This window comes from Gillisella vitis (assembly GCF_001541345.2).
GTDB classification, from domain to species: domain Bacteria; phylum Pseudomonadota; class Alphaproteobacteria; order Rhizobiales; family Rhizobiaceae; genus Allorhizobium; species Allorhizobium vitis.
This window is the reverse complement of record NZ_LMVL02000009.1, coordinates 58,573-76,849: the sequence shown is the minus strand read 5'-3', so window position 1 is coordinate 76,849 and position 18,277 is coordinate 58,573. Positions and strand designations below refer to the sequence as shown.

Here is an 18,277-nt window from a genome sequence, read left to right as displayed (position 1 = left end):
AAGTAGTAGGTATTTTCAATGCCTCTCTCTTGGGCATACATCTGTTAAAGCAGAACTGTCGGTAAAATGGGGGGCAAGAGGTGGTCGATTTCAAAAAGCTTCGCGAGGACAAGGCAAAGCCGAAGCCCGTCGCCCCACGAGATATCTTTCATTCCCTGCCGAAAGCCGTCGGGATCAATGACCTTTATGTTAGCCAAGCCGAAGCTCTCGATGCTTGGTATCCATCCCGGAGAAACGACAAGGATGTCGTTGTAAAACTGCATACGGGGGGAGGAAAGACCCTGGTTGCGCTTCTCATGGCACAATCAACCATGAATGAACTCGGTGAACCCGTTCTTTATCTCGCACCAACTACCCAGCTCGTCGAACAGGTTATTGCCAAAGCGACTGAATATGGAATCCGCGCGGTGCCCTACACGAGGGGGCAGCCTTTAGCCTCCGAGTTTCTTGATGGTAACGCCGTTCTCGTGGGGGCCTACGAGAGCCTTTTCAGTGGTCGCAGCAAATTTGGTGTTCGAGGTTCCGCCAAACCGGCAGTGAAAGTCGGAGGCATCATCTTAGACGACGCGCACGTCGCGCTTTCCTCTGTTCGTAAAGCATTCAGCCTGACGATCACATCGAAAGACCACCTCGAGGTCTATCAGGAGATGGCGGATCGTTTCAGGGGCGCGTTCGACGAGGTCGGACGAGGCGGCGCCTTTGCTGACATCACGAGGGGGAAGGACTTCGGCGTGATCGAGGTCCCCAGCTGGGCTTGGCTGTCCAAGGTCCCCGAAGTTCGGGAATTTCTTTCACAGCATGTCGAGGGCGTCGATCCCTACATATGGCCTCTCCTACGTGACAATCTGGCCATGTGCCACTGCCTCTTCAGCCGCAAATCGGTGACGATCACCCCCACCTTTCCGCCGGTTGATCTTCTTCCGACGTTCGATGACGCTAAACGCCGGATCTACATGTCTGCTACGATTTCGGACGACAGCGAGATTGTTCGCACATTCGGTGCCTCCCCTGCTGCAGTTGGCAGACCGATTCAGTCTTCATCGCTCGCGGGTGTAGGCGAGCGCATGATCTTGGTGCCCGAGCTGATGCCGCTCGGCAATGTCGCTATCACACCGATGGTTAAACAGATCGCGAAATGGATTGCCGGTTACGCCGGCGTCGCGATTTTGGCGCCGTCCGGGACCGTTGCGAAAGGATGGTTGGATACTGCGGAATATCCAGAGACAAGTGAAGCGGTTAGCCACCGCATAAAAGATATGCAGGCCGGATCGTTCAAGGGTCCGATCGTTCTTGCTAACCGGTACGACGGCATTGATTTGGCTGGTCAGTCTTGCCGCCTGCTGATTATGGATGGCCTGCCACAGGGTACGACCGACTACGATATGTTTCGGACGAATGTCCTTGCAGATTCCGCGGTCAACTCGTTGTTGGCCCAGCGGATCGAGCAGGGCCTAGGGCGCGGCTCCAGGGGTGGCGGCGATTTCTGCGTGGTCGTCCTGACGGGAAGCGACTTGGTTGCATGGATCGGACGCAAGAAGAACCTTGAGCATCTGACCGCGAGCAGCCGCGTACAACTCAACGTGGGACAGGAAGTGAGTGAGGCTGTCGCCAGCTATCAGGAAATTGGCGAAACGATGCTCAAGTGTTTGAACAGGGATCCGGATTGGGTTGCCTACCATGCGTCAGAGTTGGCAGCCGCCACCCGGCCCCCGGGGATCGACGAACTGTCGCTGAAGGTCGCCGGTGCTGAGCGCAGGGCTTTCCGGCTGGAAAGAGTGGGACAGTATGAAAGCGCCATTCAAGAACTCGAACACCTGATTTCCTCACCAGACCTAGTCCAGGATGGTCAGAGAAGGGCATGGCTTTCCTCGTTGGCAGCTCGCATCGCTTTCCATATGAATGACGATCACAAGGGTCAGCGACTTCAGACGTCAGCTTTCGCAACCAACAACAACCATATCCCACCTCGCATCCGACCCGCCTATATTCCGCGACCAATGGCAGGTCCACAATCCATGGCGATTGTTAGCCGAATCCTCGAATATCAACGTCGTGGATCGCTCATTCCTGCTTATAACGAAGCGGTCTCGGCTCTAGTGCCCGACGCCTCCCCATTCCAATATGAGGAGGCGTTAAAGAACCTTGGAGCATATCTTGGTTTTGACGCCGAGCGGCCGGAAGCAGTGCACAAAACAGGGCCTGATGTATTGTGGCGAACGAGCGGTTTGTTCGATTTCGTCATAGAAGCCAAAAGCGACAAGGAGAAGGACAACCCGCTCTACAAGAACGACCATGCTCAACTCCTAGAAGCCGAGCAATGGTTCAGGCGATGCTATCCCGGAAGGCAGTCTTTACGGGTTTCGGCGCTTCCGGAGCCCATCGCCGATCGGAAAGCAAGCACCCAGGGAACGTACGCCCTTAAATTGGAGGAAGTGACAAAGCTCGTCGGAGCGGTCCGGAATCTCTATGTCTATCTAATTGGGCAACCCGGAGACAGGGAGGTTCTTCAAGAGCGCTGTGAGGCTGAACTGCGCCGTACTGGCCTAACGCCGGACGGCATCAAGACGATCTATTTAACTGAGTTCAAATGAACGTTGCCGCCCTCTCCCGCGGATTTTGACTGCGGCGAATGCGCTGTCGTTTGCGACATGCGTCGCCACGAACGAGCCGCGAAACAAAAGGAATTCTATGACCAGAAACATCTAAACGCGCGAGGACCCGACCGCCTCAATTCGTTCAATTCTCGCACCGACCATGTTTGCTGCCTTCACATCAAATCACACCCCATGCACGGAAGCTTCCTCTCCCCGTCACTTCCCGAACGCCAAGTTCGGCGACGAGATCGAGCGCCGCACGATGGCTAACCTTCAATTCCTTGACTATCATCGACGAGGACACGATCGGTCGCGCCATCAGCAAGTCCACAACGCGCGGCAAACTGCTGGACGAGCGCTTTCCCTTCAGTTTTCGCTCGAGGTGCTCCCTCGCCTGTCCCAGCCGAATGACTTCCTTCATGGCCAGTTCAGCGCTGCTCGCCATTGCATCCAGCCCGGCAAGCATTCGTGAAGCGCGATTGTGTGATCGCCGCCGTTCCCGCGGCACAGCTTTAAGACCGGAGCAGATGCCAAACAGGTGCGAGGACACCTTTCCGCGCACCCGGAAATATGAATTCACGAGTTGGGTACCAAGCCAATGCTGCCGCTGCAATGGCTCCATGCTTTCCCATGCGTCCCATATCACTGCGGCCGCCAAGGTAGTCGGCAAGGCGTCAGCCTGAGCCAGAACCGCTCTCCAAGCCGAAAGGCGCCCTTCCTCGTCCCATCCCGGATCCCGGACAACGAGCTCACCGACCATCAGAGGATCCGCCTTGCTGCCCTCCACCGTTACCACCGCTTCGAGTGCGCGGGTCGACCGATCAAGAACTGCATCGATTTCGGCCATCTCCGCGGCGAAACAGTTGTCCTCTTCGTTCAGCGTCAGTTCGGCGGGCAAGGGCGATCTCCCCTTCCCTACCGACTCTCGTTCCGCAGAGCCCTCTGACCGCCCCACCAGGTTTACGATCCCAGCCCTGCTCGTCGCCCAGTCAGGGTCAGCTTTTTCGATGCGCCGCCGCGCTCTCAGGATCGAATGTGCGATGGTGATTTCGTGGGTCGGGGTACGCACATCCCGATTTGCGTCGTGGAGAACGAGATCCTCGATGTGGACAAGCTCGCCTGCGATCCACATGCTTGCGGCCGCCTCGGTGAAGTGAGACCTTTCGGTAAAGCCCTGCCTGACGGGGCTGCGACGAACAATTTCGTCCAGACGCGCGATTTGATCTTCTGCCCTTGCGATAGCCGGAAGCAGCACTGTCAAAGGCAAATCGCCAATTTCATATCTCATTGTTTTAACGTATCTATTTAGACCATCTTGAAGCTATAATAGCATACACTTCAATCATAGCAGATACTTTTTCTCGCGCGCGTACTATTTAGAGCTGCCAAGGCGTTCGAACTGTACAGGATTAGCGCCGATGGACGTGACATCGATGAAAACCACTGTTTTCCAGCCACTTGCGACGTGTTTACTTTGACTCCAAAGGACCAAGAGACGTTTACAAACGATCGTTTGTTAGTATCTTCTGCATTTGTACAAGGCGCTTGCGAGACGCTTAATGTGTCGTTATATTTTGATTCTATCGACATGAATTAACGATATGTCGATACCGACGACATATCCACCCGACATGTCGATCGCATGAGGATTAATCGACATGCCGTTTCAGCCGAACCGCCCGTTTAACGACCTCCCCACCTTGCCGCCACGCGAGGACGTGGAAACGAAAGCCGTGCTGAAAGCCTGCATCTCGGCACGCGCGGCGCTGGCGGAACTGCGTGTGTCCGGCCAGCTCATTCCGAACCAGGCGGTCCTTATCAATTCTATTCCGCTGCTGGAGGCGCAGGCGAGCTCGGAGATAGAGAACATCGTCACCACGACCGATAGACTGTTCCGCTTCGCCAATGAGGCCAACAACCAGGCTGATCCGGCGACGAAGGAAGCGCTGCGGTATCGTACCGCCCTCAGTGAAGGCTTTCAAACGCTCAAACAACGTCCGGTGTCGACGTCGACAGCGATCGCCGTCTGCAGGACCATCAAGGGCGTCGAACTCGACATCCGCGCGACGCCGGGAACGGCGCTGATGAACGAGGCGACCGGCGCCGTCATTTATACTCCGCCAGAGGGGCAAGCACTGTTGCGGGACAAGCTCTCGAACTGGGAGCGGTACATTCACGAGGCAGAGGACATCGATCCGCTGATCCGCCTCGCCGTGATGCACTACCAGTTCGAAGCCATCCATCCATTCACCGATGGCAACGGTCGAACGGGCCGGGTGCTGAACCTGCTCTACCTCGTCGACAAGGGCCTGTTGGACATTCCGGTCCTCTATCTCAGCCGTTACATCATCGGCAACAAGCGCGCCTACTATGACCGCCTGCTCGCCGTGACGACAGACGCTGCCTGGGAGGACTGGATCCTCTACATGCTTGAGGCGATCCGTGAGACTGCAAACTGGTCGACCGCGCGCATTCGTTCGATCCGGGATTTGCTCGATCAGACCGCGGAGCGCATCAGGCGGGATCTGCCGAAGATTTATTCGCGCGAGCTGGCCGAAGTGATCTTCGTGAACCCTTATTGCCGTATCGGCGATCTGGTGGCCGCGGACATTGCGAAACGACAGGCCGCATCGGTCTACCTGAAATCCCTTGCTGAACTCGGCCTGCTGAAGGAAATCAAAGCCGGCCGGGAGAACCTCTACATCAATCCGGCGCTGCTTGCTCTTCTCAGCGATCTACCGTCGGCGAAGCTTGCCCAATGAAGCGTCCGAGCGCCAGTCATCGCCTGATCGGCTACGCCCGCGTCTCTACGGACGAGCAGGCGACAGAAGCCCAGGAAATCGAGCTGCGATCGGCCGGGTGCAATGTGATCGTCCAGGAACACGGATCCGGCGCGTCGCGTGCCCGGCCTGCCCTTTCCAAACTCGTTCGCGAGATCGGCGCCGGAGACACGCTCGTTGTGGTTCGGCTTGACCGTCTGGCGCGCTCGGTCAGCCATCTGCTCGAGGTGATCGAGAATCTGACGGCGAGGGGCGCGCATTTCCGATCGCTTCGCGATCCTATCGACACAACCACGCCGCAGGGCATGTTCTCGCTCCAGGTTCTCGGCGCCGTCGCGCAGCTCGAACGCGCGCTCATTTCCGAACGAACGAAGGCCGGCATCCGGGCAGCCAAGTCCAAAGGAAAACTTCCCGGCAACCCCGGCATACGAGAGAAACGCCCCGAGGCGTTGGCCAGGATGACGGCCGCCCAGAAAGCGGCATACGGCGATCGCATTCAGGCCTCCGCGAACCAATGGCTTCCGACCGTTCGGCGCATGCGGCCCGATCACACATGGGACGACATAACCCGAGTGCTCAAACAGCAGGGCCTCGACTGGACGCCGGAACGGCTTCGCCGGGCTGTGAAGTGGATGGTGACTGAACGCATGGCGGACGCAGCGCTGCTGAAAAAATCTCCGCCCCGGCTTCCCGAGGATCGCCTGATGACGCTTGTGGCCGGCATCCATTCTTCGAACGCAGACCTCACCCTGCGCGATATCGCCACCCAGCTCGAAAGGCTGCACGAGCGCACCCCGCGCGGCGGCTCCAAATGGTCGCCCTCGTCCGTGAAGAACCTCATCGATCGCGCCCGACGTTCGGGGTTGATCACCGACGTCGACATCGCCGCGGCCGAGTAACGAGGAGATCACCACGACCTCGGCTTCTGCAGGCTTTTCAGCAGCGAATCCGATACGTGGACGCGGCTATCGTCTTCTGCATCCTCATCCGTTCGTGGTTTTCCGACGCTGGCTGCATTCTTCTGCTCGTCCAGCTTCGTCCGTAGCAACGCCATGACCATCGGCCAGGTCGAAAACTTCCCGTCCCTGGCCCGATCGGTCAGGCTGCGCAGATAGCCGCCGGCGTTGTTGATCTGACCGGCCCGCTGATAGATCGCCGCCAGCGTGATCGCCGCGTGTTGCTCACCCATGGTTTCTCGGGCCTCCCGCCAGGCGCTGGGGCTAATCCCCAGCATCGGCCGGGCAAGGTCAGCCGCCGCCACCAAGTCGCGCCAGTGCCGGATTGTCCCTGCCTGGGCCAGTTCCTGCATTTCGGGGCAGGCATCCAGCACGATTCCCAAAGGCAGCTCGCGTTTCGGCAAGCTCCGCACGTTGTCGGTTTCCGCAACGCCGCCGCACGCTTCTTCTATTTCTCTAAAGCCGTGTTCAGATTCAGATTTAGAGTCTGGTTTTGAATTCTGTATGTGACGACCGGAATGGGACTCATTGGCGTCCGGATTCATTGTTTTCGTAAACGATTCCAATACGTCACGGATCTCAGCGCAGAGTTCCTGAAGTTTCTGGGCAATACTCTCTATAAGCTGACGGGGTGCAGAGCGCGGCAGGCGGCCGATGATCCCCTGATAGGTCTGTGTAACTCTTCCCCAGTTTCCCGGAACGCTCTCTTCAATGCCAGTTTCGATCATTTTGACGATGTCGCGGCGAAGAAGAGTCAATCGCTCCTTCGCCACCCGGAAAGCCTTCTTTTCAGCTTGCACCGCCTGGGCCAAATCTCGGAACTCTTCGGCCCGCGCTACGATTGGCGACAGATCGAAGCCGTAGGCCTGCTCGATCTCCCCTCCCCTTCCCTTGCGGGCGAACCGCTTGCCGTTGGGGCTGTCGCGGCGAATGATGAGCCCGCAGTCAACCAGTACGGCAAGATGCCGGCGCAGTGTCGTGGCAGGCATGCCGTTTGCGCGAGCCATCAGCTGCTCGTTAGAAGGCCATACGACCAGTTCGGCGCCACCAGTCAAGGCGGTCTCCGGGTAAAACGTCAACAGCGCGTTCAGGATCGAGAGTGAGCGGTCCGTGGCTCCGATCTGTTCCCGGGATTCACGGATGTGCTGGAAGACCTGCCATTTGTGGGCGACAGCGTCCAATGCGACCGCTTTTGCTGCCATCTGGCTTGCAATATGGCCGAGTGTCATCGGCCGCCGCCCAAAGGACGTCGTTGAAATATGCGTCTGCATTTCCTTTTACCTTTTGTTAGGCAATAGAAATCCGCCCGTCGAAATGACGCTTTCCCTCACGGGACCCTTGACTACGATTCCTGGAAATGCGATTCTCTTAGCTGCGAGACTACAGAGAAGGTCTTCCGGAACGCCGTTTCGGGGGCCTTTTTCTTTTGCGGTGAGAGCCAGTCCATCTCAATCGAGCGAAGCTTTGAATTGGATGAAATCCTGGCTATTGGTCGAGCTTGCCTCCTCCTGTTGTTTCAATGAATTGGGCGTACAGGCCATCCAACTGGTCAGCGACATATTCGCCGAAAGTTGGCACCAATCTCTCATCGAAAACCAGAGCCGTTCGTCCGGCTTCTTGTCGGATCGTCGCAGCCTTTTTCCCCTTTGGCGTGCTCCAGGCCCTTACCTTTTTTGGAGCCTTAGCGGGCGGCTTTGAAACGGCATTGAAAATGAGGGCAAAGCGGGTATCGCTATCTGAGTGCTTGAACTGCTCCGACTCAAGCACCGCGTCGATTGCGTCTGTTGCCTTGGGCTTCCCAAGCCCCTCGGCAAGTGCGACCCAACGCGATCGACCCGCTTTCGACGCTGGACCGATTTGTGTGGCGAGGTTCAGCGGTATGCCTCTGGCAACAGTTATGTAACGGCTGAGGTCGGCCTTGTCAGTGGAAAGCGCGGCAATGATGGTGGCCCGATCAAAACCCGCATCTTCGAGGCGCAGGGCGAAGAGAGCCTTTTCAATGAAGGAAAGGTCAGCACGGTCAAGATTTTCTCGGCCCTGGGCCACGACTAGTTCACGGTCCGTGAGATTTCGGACAATTGCAGAAACCTCTCTCCGCAGATTTACTGCCGCGCGCAGTCGCCGCCTTCCATATACGATTTGATATCGACCGGCAGCCTCAGGATGCGGCCTGACAAGAATCGGTACCTGCTGCCCCTCCTGCGAAATGCTCGCCTCAAGCTGCTCGAACTTCGGATCCACGTCCGCGGGCAGCCGATCCGCGATCGGAGACCCGTCGATCATTGATGGATCCAGGGACACGACGGCTTCGCCCGCAGCCAGTTGATCCTGCAGCCGAGCTGCAGCTTTTGCTCCCTCGGCCATCTCTTGCAAAGACGAACCCATGGCCGAAATCGCGCCTGTACGAACACGAACGGCTGACTTGTCGACTGCTGTTCTATCGGTTGCAGGCTGCTTCTTGAGGAACAAGGTATCGATTGCGTCTTTGCGGCTCATGTTATTGGCCTCTTGGGTTTGGCGTCGTGGCGTCGCATTTTTGATTGCAAATGCGCTTGGTTGGGAGCTCCCAACAAGAGAAGACAATTGCACCCTGGCCAATTAGCGATTGGCATGCATCGTTGTCTCAAATTTCTCCGGTTTCTCCAGTGCCCCATGTCCAAGGGGCGACTCAACACCTCTCGGTTGGGAGCTCCCAACAGACCTGTGAGGAACGCAAAGCCTTTCATCAGACCCGCCCCCACGCCATCTTGATCAAAGCCTCGATCTCCGAGTTCACCGCATCTAAAGATTCCATCGCCCGGTCGTATGTCGACCGCGTAAGGTTCTCTCGCCCTATCTCATAGAGCGTCTGCTTGGTTAAACCGGCATCAGACACCGCTGCCGACTTAACCATTGGATTTGTAAGGACGTGATCCTCGAACATGTTGCGCAGTAGTGCCGTCACTTTCGTCTGCGGCGCGTCCTGGGGCTCATAGCGCGTCAAGAGATAGCGTATGAAATCGTATTGAAGATTGCCACCCGCCTCTTTCACGACGCCCAGAAGGTCGCGTGTCATGAGGAGAAACTGGCTCATGGAAGCGATATCTAACATCTGAGGATGTACGGTGATTACCATTGATGTTGCAGCACACAACCCGCTGAGCGTCAGAAACCCAAGCTGAGGAGGGCAGTCAATGACCACGACATCGTAATCGTCGGCCACCTCGTCAAAGGCTTGGGCCACGCGAGTAAAGAATAATCCGTCGCGTGTACCACGATCAGTCAAGGCTTTCGGCGTGGTATGCTCGAACTCCATGAGCTCGAGATTTCCAGGAACCAGATGAAGACCGTCAAAATACGTCGGTCGGATCACATCTCGCAACGGACGACGTGTCTCGTCATACCGAATAGCCGCATAGAGCGTTTCGTTCGCACCGACATCAGTTTCTGGCAGAACGCCGAGGAGTGCTGAAAGACTGGCCTGCGGGTCGAGATCGACTGCGAGCACCCTGTAACCTTGCAACGCCAGATACTGTGCAAGATGAGCCGACGTCGTCGTCTTCCCGGAGCCGCCTTTGAAGTTGGTTACGGCAATGACTTGCAAATGCTCAGAACCGCGGCGATGAGGCACAAACTCGATGCTTTCGCGTCCACGAGCCGAACCTGCGAGCATATGCCGGATCTCGTTTATCTGACCGAGCGTGTAAAAGCGTCTTCCGTTGCTGGCAAGCTCAGGCTGGGGGCCTTCGCCTGCCAACGTCATCTTTCGAAGCGTTGAGTCAGATATTTTCATCAAGCGTGCGGCTTCACCCGAGGTGAATTTGCGAAGGCTCTTGTGCGACGTCGGAGGAAACAAAGCCTCGCTCATCGCTTGAAGCTGAGAGCTGAGCTGCTCAGCATGCTCACCAATGGTAACATCTACCGACGGGCGATCATTTCGGGATATGGCAGCGGCTTTGCTCACGGTGTAATCTCTTGTCACGGTTAATTGGCGCGTATTGCCATTTATCCGTGACGATTACCCAATGCGTGTGAGGTTGCAAGACGTTTTTGGTTAATGAAAGGTTAAACACGTTTCAATCGAAATCATAAAAAATGCCGATTCTTCAAATGCTATCTGTTAGTTAGACAGATTCCCTCCTTCTGTGCGACGTGTCACCACGTGCAGATTTGCACAACCTTGTCGGCATCTAGCCGTTCTCACCCACTCGCATTCTATGCCCTGGAACACCGACTCGGTAGAATCACCTCAGGTGCAAATCTGCACGTAGGCACACGCGCCGCGAGATGATTTTTTGTTCGCATGACCTGTTCATGTGGAGATCGTGATGCAGATACTGACAGTCTCGCCGGACCAATACGAACGTAGTCGAAGCTTCCTCAAACAAATGCACCGTCTTCGCGCGACGGTGTTCGGCGGCCGCCTGGAATGGGAAGTCTCCATTACAGCCGGGCAAGAGCGCGACCAGTACGATGGTTACAAGCCGACCTACCTTCTGGCGATTACCGATAGTGGACGTGTCGCAGGTTGCGCCCGTCTTCTTCCGGCTTTCGGCCCTACGATGCTGGAGCAGACTTTTCCGCAACTCCTCGAAACGGGTTCGCTCGTCGCGCATTCCGGGATGGTCGAGAGCTCGCGCTTCTGTGTCGATACCGCGCTTGTCTCGCGGAGGGACGCAAGCCAACTGCATGTCGCCACGCTCACCCTGTTCGCCGGCATCATCGAATGGTCTATGGCCAATGGCTACAACGAGATCGTCACCGCGACCGATCTTCGCTTCGAGCGCATCCTGAAGCGGGCGGGCTGGCCAATGCAACGGCTCGGCCCACCGGTCGCAATCGGCAACACCATCGCCATTGCGGGCAGCCTGCCGGCAGATAGGACGAGCTTCCGGCAGGTTTGCCCACCGGGCTATCATTCGATCCCCCGGATCGACGTGGCAGCGATCAGGAGTGCCGCGTGACCCAGTTGCGCTCCCATTCGCGTCTGGTCCGGAAACTCCAGGACGCCCTCGGCGATCAGCTTTGCGTCGCGCTTGATGATGCGATGGTGGTCGAGATCATGCTCAATCCCGATGGCAAGCTCTTCATTGAGCGCCTGGGTCATGGCATGGCCCCGGCTGGCCAACTCAGCCCCGCCGCCGCAGAAGTTATCATCGGCAGCGTCGCCCACGCACTACAATCAGAGGCCGACGACGAGCAACCGATCATCTCTGGCGAACTCCCGATCGGCGGTCACCGCTTCGAGGGTTTGCTGCCGCCGGTCGTTTCCGGGCCGAGCTTCACGATCCGCCGGCGTGCTTCACGCCTGATCCCGCTCGACGACTATCTGAAACACAAGATCATGACCGAGGCGCAAGCGTCGGTTCTGCGCAGCGCAATCGCGTCTCGCATGAATATCGTGATCTCCGGCGGTACTGGCTCCGGCAAGACGACGCTCGCCAATGCCGTCATTGCCGAAATCATCGCGAATGCGCCGGACGATCGGATCGTCATGCTGGAGGACACCGCCGAGATTCAGTGCGCGGCCGAGAACGCCGTGGCGCTCCATACAAGTGAAACGATCGACATGGCCCGCCTGCTCAAGAGCACGATGCGCTTGCGGCCCGATCGCATCATCGTCGGCGAGGTCCGCGACGGGGCGGCGCTTACACTGCTCAAGGCGTGGAATACCGGCCATCCTGGCGGTGTCACCACCATTCACTCGAACACGGCGATGTCCGCTCTCCGTCGACTGGAACAGCTGACAGCAGAAGCGAGCCAGCAGCCGATGCAGGAAGTGATCGGCGAGGCAGTCGATCTGATCGTCTCGATCGAACGAACGGGGAAGGGGAGACGGGTTCGCGAAGTGATCCATGTCGAGGGCTTCACCAACTCCCGTTACCAGACCGAACATTACGCCCAGATCGATGAGGACAGCCATGTCGCGTAAGACCGAGACTGCCATTGCACTTGCGGCGTTCGCCGTTGTCTTCTGCGTCAATCTGGCGGACCCAGCCTTCGCCTCTTCGGGCGGGGGTGGGTTGCCGTGGGAATCTCCGCTCCAGCAAATCCAGCAGTCGATCACGGGACCGGTGGCCGGCTTCATCGCCCTCGCAGCGGTGGCGATCGCCGGCGCAATGCTGATCTTCGGGGGCGAGTTGAATGATTTCGCAAGGAGGCTTTGCTACGTCGCCCTCGTGGGCGGCGTACTTCTCGGCGCGACCCAGATCGTCGCTCTCTTCGGAGCGACAGGCGCTTCGATCGGCAAGTTCGAGGCCCGACCCGCGTCTGGGAATGTCAAGATGTCGGCGGCACCTCGACCGGAAGGGGAGGGGGCTCATGGCTGAACCGGGCTCCAACCTCGCCCGCTCACGGGTCCATCGAGCGCTGTCACGCCCGAACCTGCTGATGGGCGCCGACCGCGAACTGGTGCTGCTCACCGGCCTTACCGCCGTGATCCTGATCTTCGTGGTGCTGACCTGGTACGCCGCACTGTTCGGCGTGGCCATCTGGCTGATCGCGGTCGCTGCCCTTCGTATGATGGCGAAGACTGATCCGCTGATGCGCCGCGTATATCTGCGGCACGTGTCCTATCGATCTCTCTACCGGCCGACCTCTACGCCGTGGCGCAAGTTCTGAAGAGGCGGACATGGTGGCACTGAACCTCTTCCGACACTCCGGACCGTCATTCGCCGATCTGGTTCCCTATGCGGGCCTGGTCGACAATGGCGTGATCCTTCTGAAGGACGGCTCACTGATGGCCGGCTGGTATTTTGCCGGCCCGGACAGCGAAAGCTCGACGGATGCAGAGCGCAACGAGGTGTCGCGGCAGATCAATATGATCATGTCGCGGCTGGGTTCGGGCTGGATGATCCAGGTCGAGGCTTTGCGGGTTCCGACGATCGACTATCCGGCAGACGACGCCTGCCACTTTGCTGATCCCGTCACGCGTGCGATTGATACCGAGCGCCGGACTCATTTCGAGCGGGAGAGCGGGCATTTCGAGAGCCGGCACGCGTTGATCCTGACCTGGCGGCCGCCCGAGCCTCGGCGCTCCGGCCTGGCGCGCTACGTCTATTCTGACACCGCCAGCCGTTCGGCCACCTATGCCGACACGGCGCTTGAGAGCTTCCGGACCTCCATCCGCGAGGTCGAACAGTACCTCGCCAATGTCGTCTCCATCCGCCGCATGGTGACGCGCGAAACCGAAGAACGCGGCGGCTTCCGGATCGCCCGCTATGACGAGCTGTTCCAGTTCATCCGCTTCTGCATTACCGGTGAGAACCATCCGGTCCGGCTCCCGGATATCCCGATGTACCTCGATTGGCTGGTCACGGCTGAACTCCAGCACGGCCTGACGCCGACGGTCGAGAGCCGATTCCTCGGCGTCGTCGCCATTGACGGCTTAGCCGCGGAGAGTTGGCCGGGGATCCTGAACAGCCTCGACCTGATGCCGCTCACCTATCGGTGGTCGTCGCGCTTCGTTTTTCTCGACGAGCAGGAGGCACGCCAGAAACTGGAGCGCACCCGCAAGAAATGGCAGCAGAAGGTCCGTCCGTTCTTCGATCAGCTTTTCCAGACCCAGAGCCGCTCGCTCGATCAGGATGCGATGATGATGGTCGCCGAGACGGAGGACGCAATCGCCGAGGCATCGTCGCAGCTCGTCGCTTATGGATATTACACGCCGGTCATCGTGTTGTTCGATGAACAGCAAGAACGGCTTCAGGAAAAGTGCGAGGCGATCCGCCGATTGATCCAGGCCGAAGGATTCGGCGCCCGGATCGAGACGCTGAACGCGACCGATGCCTTTCTCGGCAGTCTGCCGGGAGTTTCCTATGCCAATATCCGCGAGCCGCTCGTCAACACGCGCAATCTCGCGGACCTCATTCCGCTGAACTCGGTCTGGTCGGGAAGCCCCGTCGCGCCATGCCCATTCTCCCCGCCGGGATCGCCGCCGCTCATGCAGGTCGCCAGCGGCTCGACGCCGTTCCGGCTCAACCTCCATGTCGATGACGTCGGACACACGCTGGTCTTCGGCCCGACCGGTTCGGGCAAATCGACTTTGCTGTCGCTGATCGCGGCGCAGTTCCGACGCTATGCGGATGCGCAGATCTTTGCGTTCGACAAGGGGCGGTCGATGCTGCCGCTAACGCTCGCCATAGGCGGTGATCACTACGAGATCGGCGGGGACGCGGCCGAAGGAGGGGAGAGGGACTCGCCACGACTAGCCTTCTGCCCGCTCGCCGAACTCGCGTCCGACGGCGACCGTGCCTGGGCGGCGGAGTGGATCGAGACGCTGGTCGCCCTGCAGGGCGTCACGGTCACGCCTGACTATCGCAACGCCATTTCCCGGCAGCTTGCCCTGATGGCGGAATCCCGCGGCCGCTCGCTTTCGGATTTCGTCTCAGGCGTGCAGATGCGCGAGATCAAGGACGCGTTGCATCACTACACGGTCGATGGACCGATGGGCCAGTTGCTCGATGCAGAGCAGGACGGGCTGGCGCTCGGCGCTTTCCAGTGCTTCGAGGTCGAGGAGCTGATGAATCTGGGCGAGCGCAATCTCGTACCGGTCCTGCTCTATATGTTCCGGCGGGTCGAGAAGCGGCTGACGGGGGCGCCCAGCCTTATCATTCTTGACGAGGCCTGGCTGATGCTCGGTCATCCGACGTTCCGCAACAAAATCAGGGAATGGCTGAAGGTGGTGCGCAAGGCCAACTGCGCCGTAGTGCTCGCGACCCAGTCGATCTCGGACGCCGAGCGTTCCGGGATCATCGACGTGCTGAAGGAATCCTGCCCGACCAAAATATGTCTGCCCAACGGCGCGGCACGCGAGCCAGGGACGCGCGAGTTCTATGAGCGCATCGGTTTCAACGAACGGCAGATCGAGATCGTCGCCACCGCACTGCCGAAACGCGAATATTACGTCGCCTCCCCCGAGGGCCGCCGGCTGTTCGATATGTCGCTTGGTCCCGTGGCGCTTTCCTTCGTCGGCGCTTCCGGCAAGGAGGACCTGAAGCGCATCCGCGCCCTTCACTTCGAACACGGGGCGGATTGGCCCAAGCACTGGCTCCAGCAAAGGGGGATCGCCCATGCCGAAACACTTTTCCAGGCCGCTTGAAGCGGCGCGCGCCGCTATGATCACGGCCATCATGATCCCGGTCGCTCTCCCGGTTCCGGCCTTTGCCGGCGGCGTTACCGGACAGGCAACCGAATGGACGCAACTCGCCAACAATGCGGAGCTCATCAGTCTTGTCGGCAAGTCGGCCGAGCAGGTGAACAATCAGATCACCCAGATCAGCCAGCTTGCAGAGCAGATCCAGAACCAGATCAACATCTACAAGAACCTGCTGCAGAACACCGCGCAGCTGCCGAACCATATCTGGGGTCAGGTCGAGAACGACCTCAACAAGCTCCAGAACATCGTCGCGCAAGGGCAGGGCGTCGCGTTTTCGATGGGCAACGTCGATGACGTCCTGAACCAGCGGTTTCAGAGTTTCGCCGACATGAAGAGCAACCTGCCGGACGGCCAGAGCTTCTCAACGACCTATCAGAACTGGTCCGACACCAATCGCGACACGATCGCCGGCACGCTGAAGGCGGCGAACCTCACGGCCGAGCAGTTTTCCAGCGAGGAATCCACCATGTCCTCGCTGCGCTCGATGTCGGAGAGCGCCGACGGCCAGATGAAGGCCCTGCAGGTCGGGCACCAGATCGCAACGCAGCAGGTGGCGCAGATGCAGAAGCTGCGCGGGCTGGTGTCACAGCAGACCACGATGATGGGAACATGGTTCCAGTCGGAACAGGCACAGAAGGATCTTGCCCAGGCCCGGCGCGAGAAATTCTTCAACGCGCCAACCAATAACATCCGCGGCGGGCAGACTATGGAGCCCCGCTGGTGAGCCCGCGTATCATCATCGCCCTCGCAGTCGCGGGTGTCGTCGCCTTCGGAGCCGGCATGATCGTCTGGGTGGTGGTCCAACCGGATGCTGCGACTGAAACACCGGCCGGGACGTCGCGTTTTGGCGCAGCGCACCGTGAGCACCGGGAGCGCTTCTTCGGGGGCGACCCGGATCGCGACGTGCGTGGCGGGCAGGAAATGAAGCCGCGATGGTAGTCATTCGCCCGTCCCGCAAGCTCGAAACCGCATTCATCGTCGTCGCGATCCTAGCTCTCGCGACAGCGCCGGCGCTCGCCCAACAGGGTTCCGTGCTCACCACCTTGGAGAACCAGGTCGTCACCGCCGCCAAGGGCTGGGAGACGACGATCATGAACGCGGCGCGCTCCCTGTTCTGGATCCTCGCCGGGATCGAGATCGGCATCGCAGCCGTGTGGCTGGCGATCAATGCGGCAAGCCTCGACGCCTGGTTCGCCGAGCTCGTGCGTCGGATCATGTTCATCGGTCTCTTCGCCTTCATCCTCGATCGCGCCCCTGCGCTCGCGAAGGCGGTGGTGGACAGCCTGTTCCAGATCGGCGCCGGCGGGGGCTCCGCTTCGCCGGCCAACATTTTCGATGCCGGTATCCGCGTAGCCTCCAAAATGTCGGAACAGGCGAAGTTCGGGCTTTGGGAGGATAACGCACTGGCGATCGCCGCCGTCTTTGCAATGATCGTGGTCGTCGTCGCCTTTTCGCTCGTCGCAGCGATCTTCGTCGCTGTCATGGTCGAAATGTATGTAGGACTGCTGGCCGGCATGATCATGCTCGGTTTGGGTGGCAGCTCCTATACCAAGGATTTCGCGGTCCGTTACCTCGTCTACGCCTTCTCCGTCGGCATGAAGCTGATGGCACTGGTCATGATCGCCAAGATCGGTTCCGACATCCTGATCGGGCTGGCCGAAGCGCCGACGGCGACCTCCGACCAGTTCATCACCACAATCGGCATCGCCGGCATCTCCGTCGTCGTGTTCATCATCGCCATGTATGTCCCGCCGATCATCCAGGGCGTCGTCCAGGGAGCATCGGTCTCGGGCGGCATGGAGGCGATCCGGCATGGCGGGCAGGCGGCTTCGTTCGCGGCGGGCGCCGCCTTCCTCACGGCAGGCGCTGCCAGCAAAGGTTTTCAGGCGGCGAGCGCCGCAAGGGCAGGGGGAGCGTCACTTGGCTCTGCCGCCATGCGCGGCATGGAAGCTGGCATCGGCGGCGCGAGCAGCGCAGTCGGTTCGGCAGCAAGGGAAAAAGCAATCGGATCGCCCGGCGCCTATGCCGGCTCACTGCTCGGTCTTGCAAACGCCAAGCTTGATCAGACCCGGCAATCCGGCAGGCCCTCGGCGCCTCCTCCGCCTCCACCCGTCAACGAAAACAAGTAAGAGGCTGACCGCACATGGCCGGACGCACCCCGCCCGACAATCCCTATATCGCTGCGAGAACGGAATGGAACGAGCGCTACGGCTCCTATGTGAAGGCAGCCGCGGCCTGGCGCCTGGTCGGCGTCACCGGGATGACCATGGCGGTGATCGGCTTCAGCTACGCTCTCTACCAGAGCACGCAGGTCAAGCTGGTGCCGTATATCGTCGAGGTCGACAAGCTCGGCACGGCCTCAAGCGCCGGGTTCCCGCAGCAGATCGAATATGCCGATCCGCGCGTGGTGCGCGCCACGCTTGGCAGTTTCGTCTCGAACTTCCGGTCGGTGTCGCCGGATGCGGTCGTGCAGAAACAATATATCGACCGCACCTATGCGCTGCTCCGCACCTCGGATCCTGCGACCGAAAAGGTCAACGCCTGGTTTCGCTCCTCGTCGCCCTTCGAGAAAGCGAAGAACGCAACGGTCGCCGTCGAGGTCAACAACATCGTCGCGCTGTCGAACCAGTCCTACCAGATCGATTGGACCGAGTTCGAGCGCGATCGCCGCGGCAAAGAGACAGCCACGCGCCGGTTCCGCGGGATTGCTACCGTGACGCTTACACCGCCGCAGGACGAGGGCGTCATCCGGCTTAACCCGATCGGACTCTATCTCAGGGATCTCGACTGGACCGCGCAGCTTTGAAAGGC

The 18,277-nt window shown here is 59.3% G+C and carries 16 protein-coding genes; 12 read left to right on the top strand and 4 right to left on the bottom strand.

The features are described 5' to 3' along the window. Positions 1–80: 80 nt before the first annotated feature. Entirely contained in the window at positions 81–2,591 is a 2,511-nt protein-coding gene (locus ASB66_RS23465) for a DEAD/DEAH box helicase (RefSeq protein ID WP_060716507.1), read from the top strand. 181 nt (positions 2,592–2,772) lie between these two features. Here the strand turns inward: ASB66_RS23465 and ASB66_RS23460 are convergent, their stop codons facing one another. Further along, positions 2,773–3,882, bottom strand: a complete 1,110-nt coding sequence (locus ASB66_RS23460) for an RHE_PE00001 family protein (protein ID WP_060716506.1) — start codon at positions 3,880–3,882, stop codon at positions 2,773–2,775. A 370-nt stretch (positions 3,883–4,252) separates the two neighbouring features. Between ASB66_RS23460 and fic the strand changes: the two genes are divergently transcribed. Beyond that, positions 4,253–5,356, top strand: a complete 1,104-nt coding sequence (gene fic / locus ASB66_RS23450) for a protein adenylyltransferase Fic (protein WP_060716505.1) — start codon at positions 4,253–4,255, stop codon at positions 5,354–5,356. After that, positions 5,353–6,273: a recombinase family protein gene (locus ASB66_RS23445; RefSeq protein WP_060716504.1), complete on the top strand. Its 921-nt coding sequence runs from the start codon at positions 5,353–5,355 to the stop codon at positions 6,271–6,273. Before fic ends, ASB66_RS23445 begins: the two co-directional genes overlap by 4 nt. 8 nt (positions 6,274–6,281) lie before the next feature. Here the strand turns inward: ASB66_RS23445 and repC are convergent, their stop codons facing one another. The 3 genes from repC to repA form a co-directional block, all read right to left on the bottom strand. Next, entirely contained in the window at positions 6,282–7,601 is a 1,320-nt protein-coding gene (gene repC, locus ASB66_RS23440; protein WP_060716503.1) for a plasmid replication protein RepC, read from the bottom strand. Positions 7,602–7,815: 214 nt separating this feature from the next. After that, the gene (gene repB, locus ASB66_RS23435; RefSeq protein WP_060716502.1) at positions 7,816–8,826 is read right to left on the bottom strand and encodes a plasmid partitioning protein RepB; all 1,011 of its coding nucleotides are present in this window, start codon (positions 8,824–8,826) and stop codon (positions 7,816–7,818) included. A 229-nt stretch (positions 8,827–9,055) separates the two neighbouring features. Beyond that, entirely contained in the window at positions 9,056–10,273 is a 1,218-nt protein-coding gene (gene repA, locus ASB66_RS23430) for a plasmid partitioning protein RepA (protein ID WP_060716600.1), read from the bottom strand. A gap of 364 nt (positions 10,274–10,637) precedes the next feature. Here repA and traI point away from each other — a divergent pair, with 364 nt between their 5' ends. From traI to ASB66_RS23385, 9 genes are read left to right on the top strand one after another with little or no spacing between them, the layout of a single operon-like run. Then, positions 10,638–11,273 carry an acyl-homoserine-lactone synthase gene (traI, locus tag ASB66_RS23425; protein WP_060716501.1) on the top strand — a complete coding sequence of 212 codons (636 nt, stop codon included), beginning with the start codon at positions 10,638–10,640 and terminating at the stop codon, positions 11,271–11,273. Next, positions 11,270–12,241: a P-type conjugative transfer ATPase TrbB gene (gene trbB / locus ASB66_RS23420; protein WP_060716500.1), complete on the top strand. Its 972-nt coding sequence runs from the start codon at positions 11,270–11,272 to the stop codon at positions 12,239–12,241. Before traI ends, trbB begins: the two co-directional genes overlap by 4 nt. Then, positions 12,231–12,638, top strand: a complete 408-nt coding sequence (gene trbC, locus ASB66_RS23415; RefSeq protein ID WP_060716499.1) for a conjugal transfer pilin TrbC — start codon at positions 12,231–12,233, stop codon at positions 12,636–12,638. The genes trbB and trbC overlap by 11 nt, the downstream gene beginning before the upstream one ends. Continuing rightward, the gene (locus ASB66_RS23410; RefSeq protein ID WP_045023373.1) at positions 12,631–12,930 is read left to right on the top strand and encodes a conjugal transfer protein TrbD; all 300 of its coding nucleotides are present in this window, start codon (positions 12,631–12,633) and stop codon (positions 12,928–12,930) included. Before trbC ends, ASB66_RS23410 begins: the two co-directional genes overlap by 8 nt. Before the next feature lie 10 nt (positions 12,931–12,940). Next, a complete protein-coding gene (locus ASB66_RS23405; protein ID WP_114386958.1) occupies positions 12,941–15,409 on the top strand; it encodes a conjugal transfer protein TrbE in 2,469 nt (822 codons plus the stop codon). 16 nt (positions 15,410–15,425) lie between these two features. Further along, positions 15,426–16,190 (top strand): P-type conjugative transfer protein TrbJ, encoded by a 765-nt coding sequence (gene trbJ, locus ASB66_RS23400; RefSeq protein WP_409050128.1) that lies wholly within the window; start codon positions 15,426–15,428, stop codon positions 16,188–16,190. Then, a complete protein-coding gene (gene trbK / locus ASB66_RS23395; RefSeq protein ID WP_060716496.1) occupies positions 16,187–16,405 on the top strand; it encodes an entry exclusion protein TrbK in 219 nt (72 codons plus the stop codon). The genes trbJ and trbK overlap by 4 nt, the downstream gene beginning before the upstream one ends. Continuing rightward, on the top strand, positions 16,399–17,595 hold the full coding sequence (gene trbL / locus ASB66_RS23390; RefSeq protein ID WP_060716495.1) for a P-type conjugative transfer protein TrbL: 1,197 nt from the start codon (positions 16,399–16,401) through the stop codon (positions 17,593–17,595). Before trbK ends, trbL begins: the two co-directional genes overlap by 7 nt. Before the next feature lie 14 nt (positions 17,596–17,609). After that, complete coding sequence (locus tag ASB66_RS23385) at positions 17,610–18,272, top strand: conjugal transfer protein TrbF (RefSeq protein WP_060716494.1); 663 nt, start codon at positions 17,610–17,612, stop codon at positions 18,270–18,272. Positions 18,273–18,277 lie beyond the last annotated feature (5 nt).

Excerpts from the sequence above, each read along its gene's own strand:
- ASB66_RS23460 (WP_060716506.1), bottom strand. The coding sequence starts at position 3,882 with ATGAGATATGAAATTGGCGATTTGCCTTTGACAGTGCTGCTTCCGGCT.
- fic (WP_060716505.1), top strand. The coding sequence starts at position 4,253 with ATGCCGTTTCAGCCGAACCGCCCGTTTAACGACCTCCCCACCTTGCCG.
- ASB66_RS23445 (WP_060716504.1), top strand. The coding sequence starts at position 5,353 with ATGAAGCGTCCGAGCGCCAGTCATCGCCTGATCGGCTACGCCCGCGTC.
- repC (WP_060716503.1), bottom strand. The coding sequence starts at position 7,601 with ATGCAGACGCATATTTCAACGACGTCCTTTGGGCGGCGGCCGATGACA.
- repB (WP_060716502.1), bottom strand. The coding sequence starts at position 8,826 with ATGAGCCGCAAAGACGCAATCGATACCTTGTTCCTCAAGAAGCAGCCT.
- traI (WP_060716501.1), top strand. The coding sequence starts at position 10,638 with ATGCAGATACTGACAGTCTCGCCGGACCAATACGAACGTAGTCGAAGC.
- trbC (WP_060716499.1), top strand. The coding sequence starts at position 12,231 with ATGTCGCGTAAGACCGAGACTGCCATTGCACTTGCGGCGTTCGCCGTT.
- ASB66_RS23410 (WP_045023373.1), top strand. The coding sequence starts at position 12,631 with ATGGCTGAACCGGGCTCCAACCTCGCCCGCTCACGGGTCCATCGAGCG.
- ASB66_RS23405 (WP_114386958.1), top strand. The coding sequence starts at position 12,941 with ATGGTGGCACTGAACCTCTTCCGACACTCCGGACCGTCATTCGCCGAT.
- trbJ (WP_409050128.1), top strand. The coding sequence starts at position 15,426 with ATGATCACGGCCATCATGATCCCGGTCGCTCTCCCGGTTCCGGCCTTT.
- trbL (WP_060716495.1), top strand. The coding sequence starts at position 16,399 with ATGGTAGTCATTCGCCCGTCCCGCAAGCTCGAAACCGCATTCATCGTC.
- ASB66_RS23385 (WP_060716494.1), top strand. The coding sequence starts at position 17,610 with ATGGCCGGACGCACCCCGCCCGACAATCCCTATATCGCTGCGAGAACG.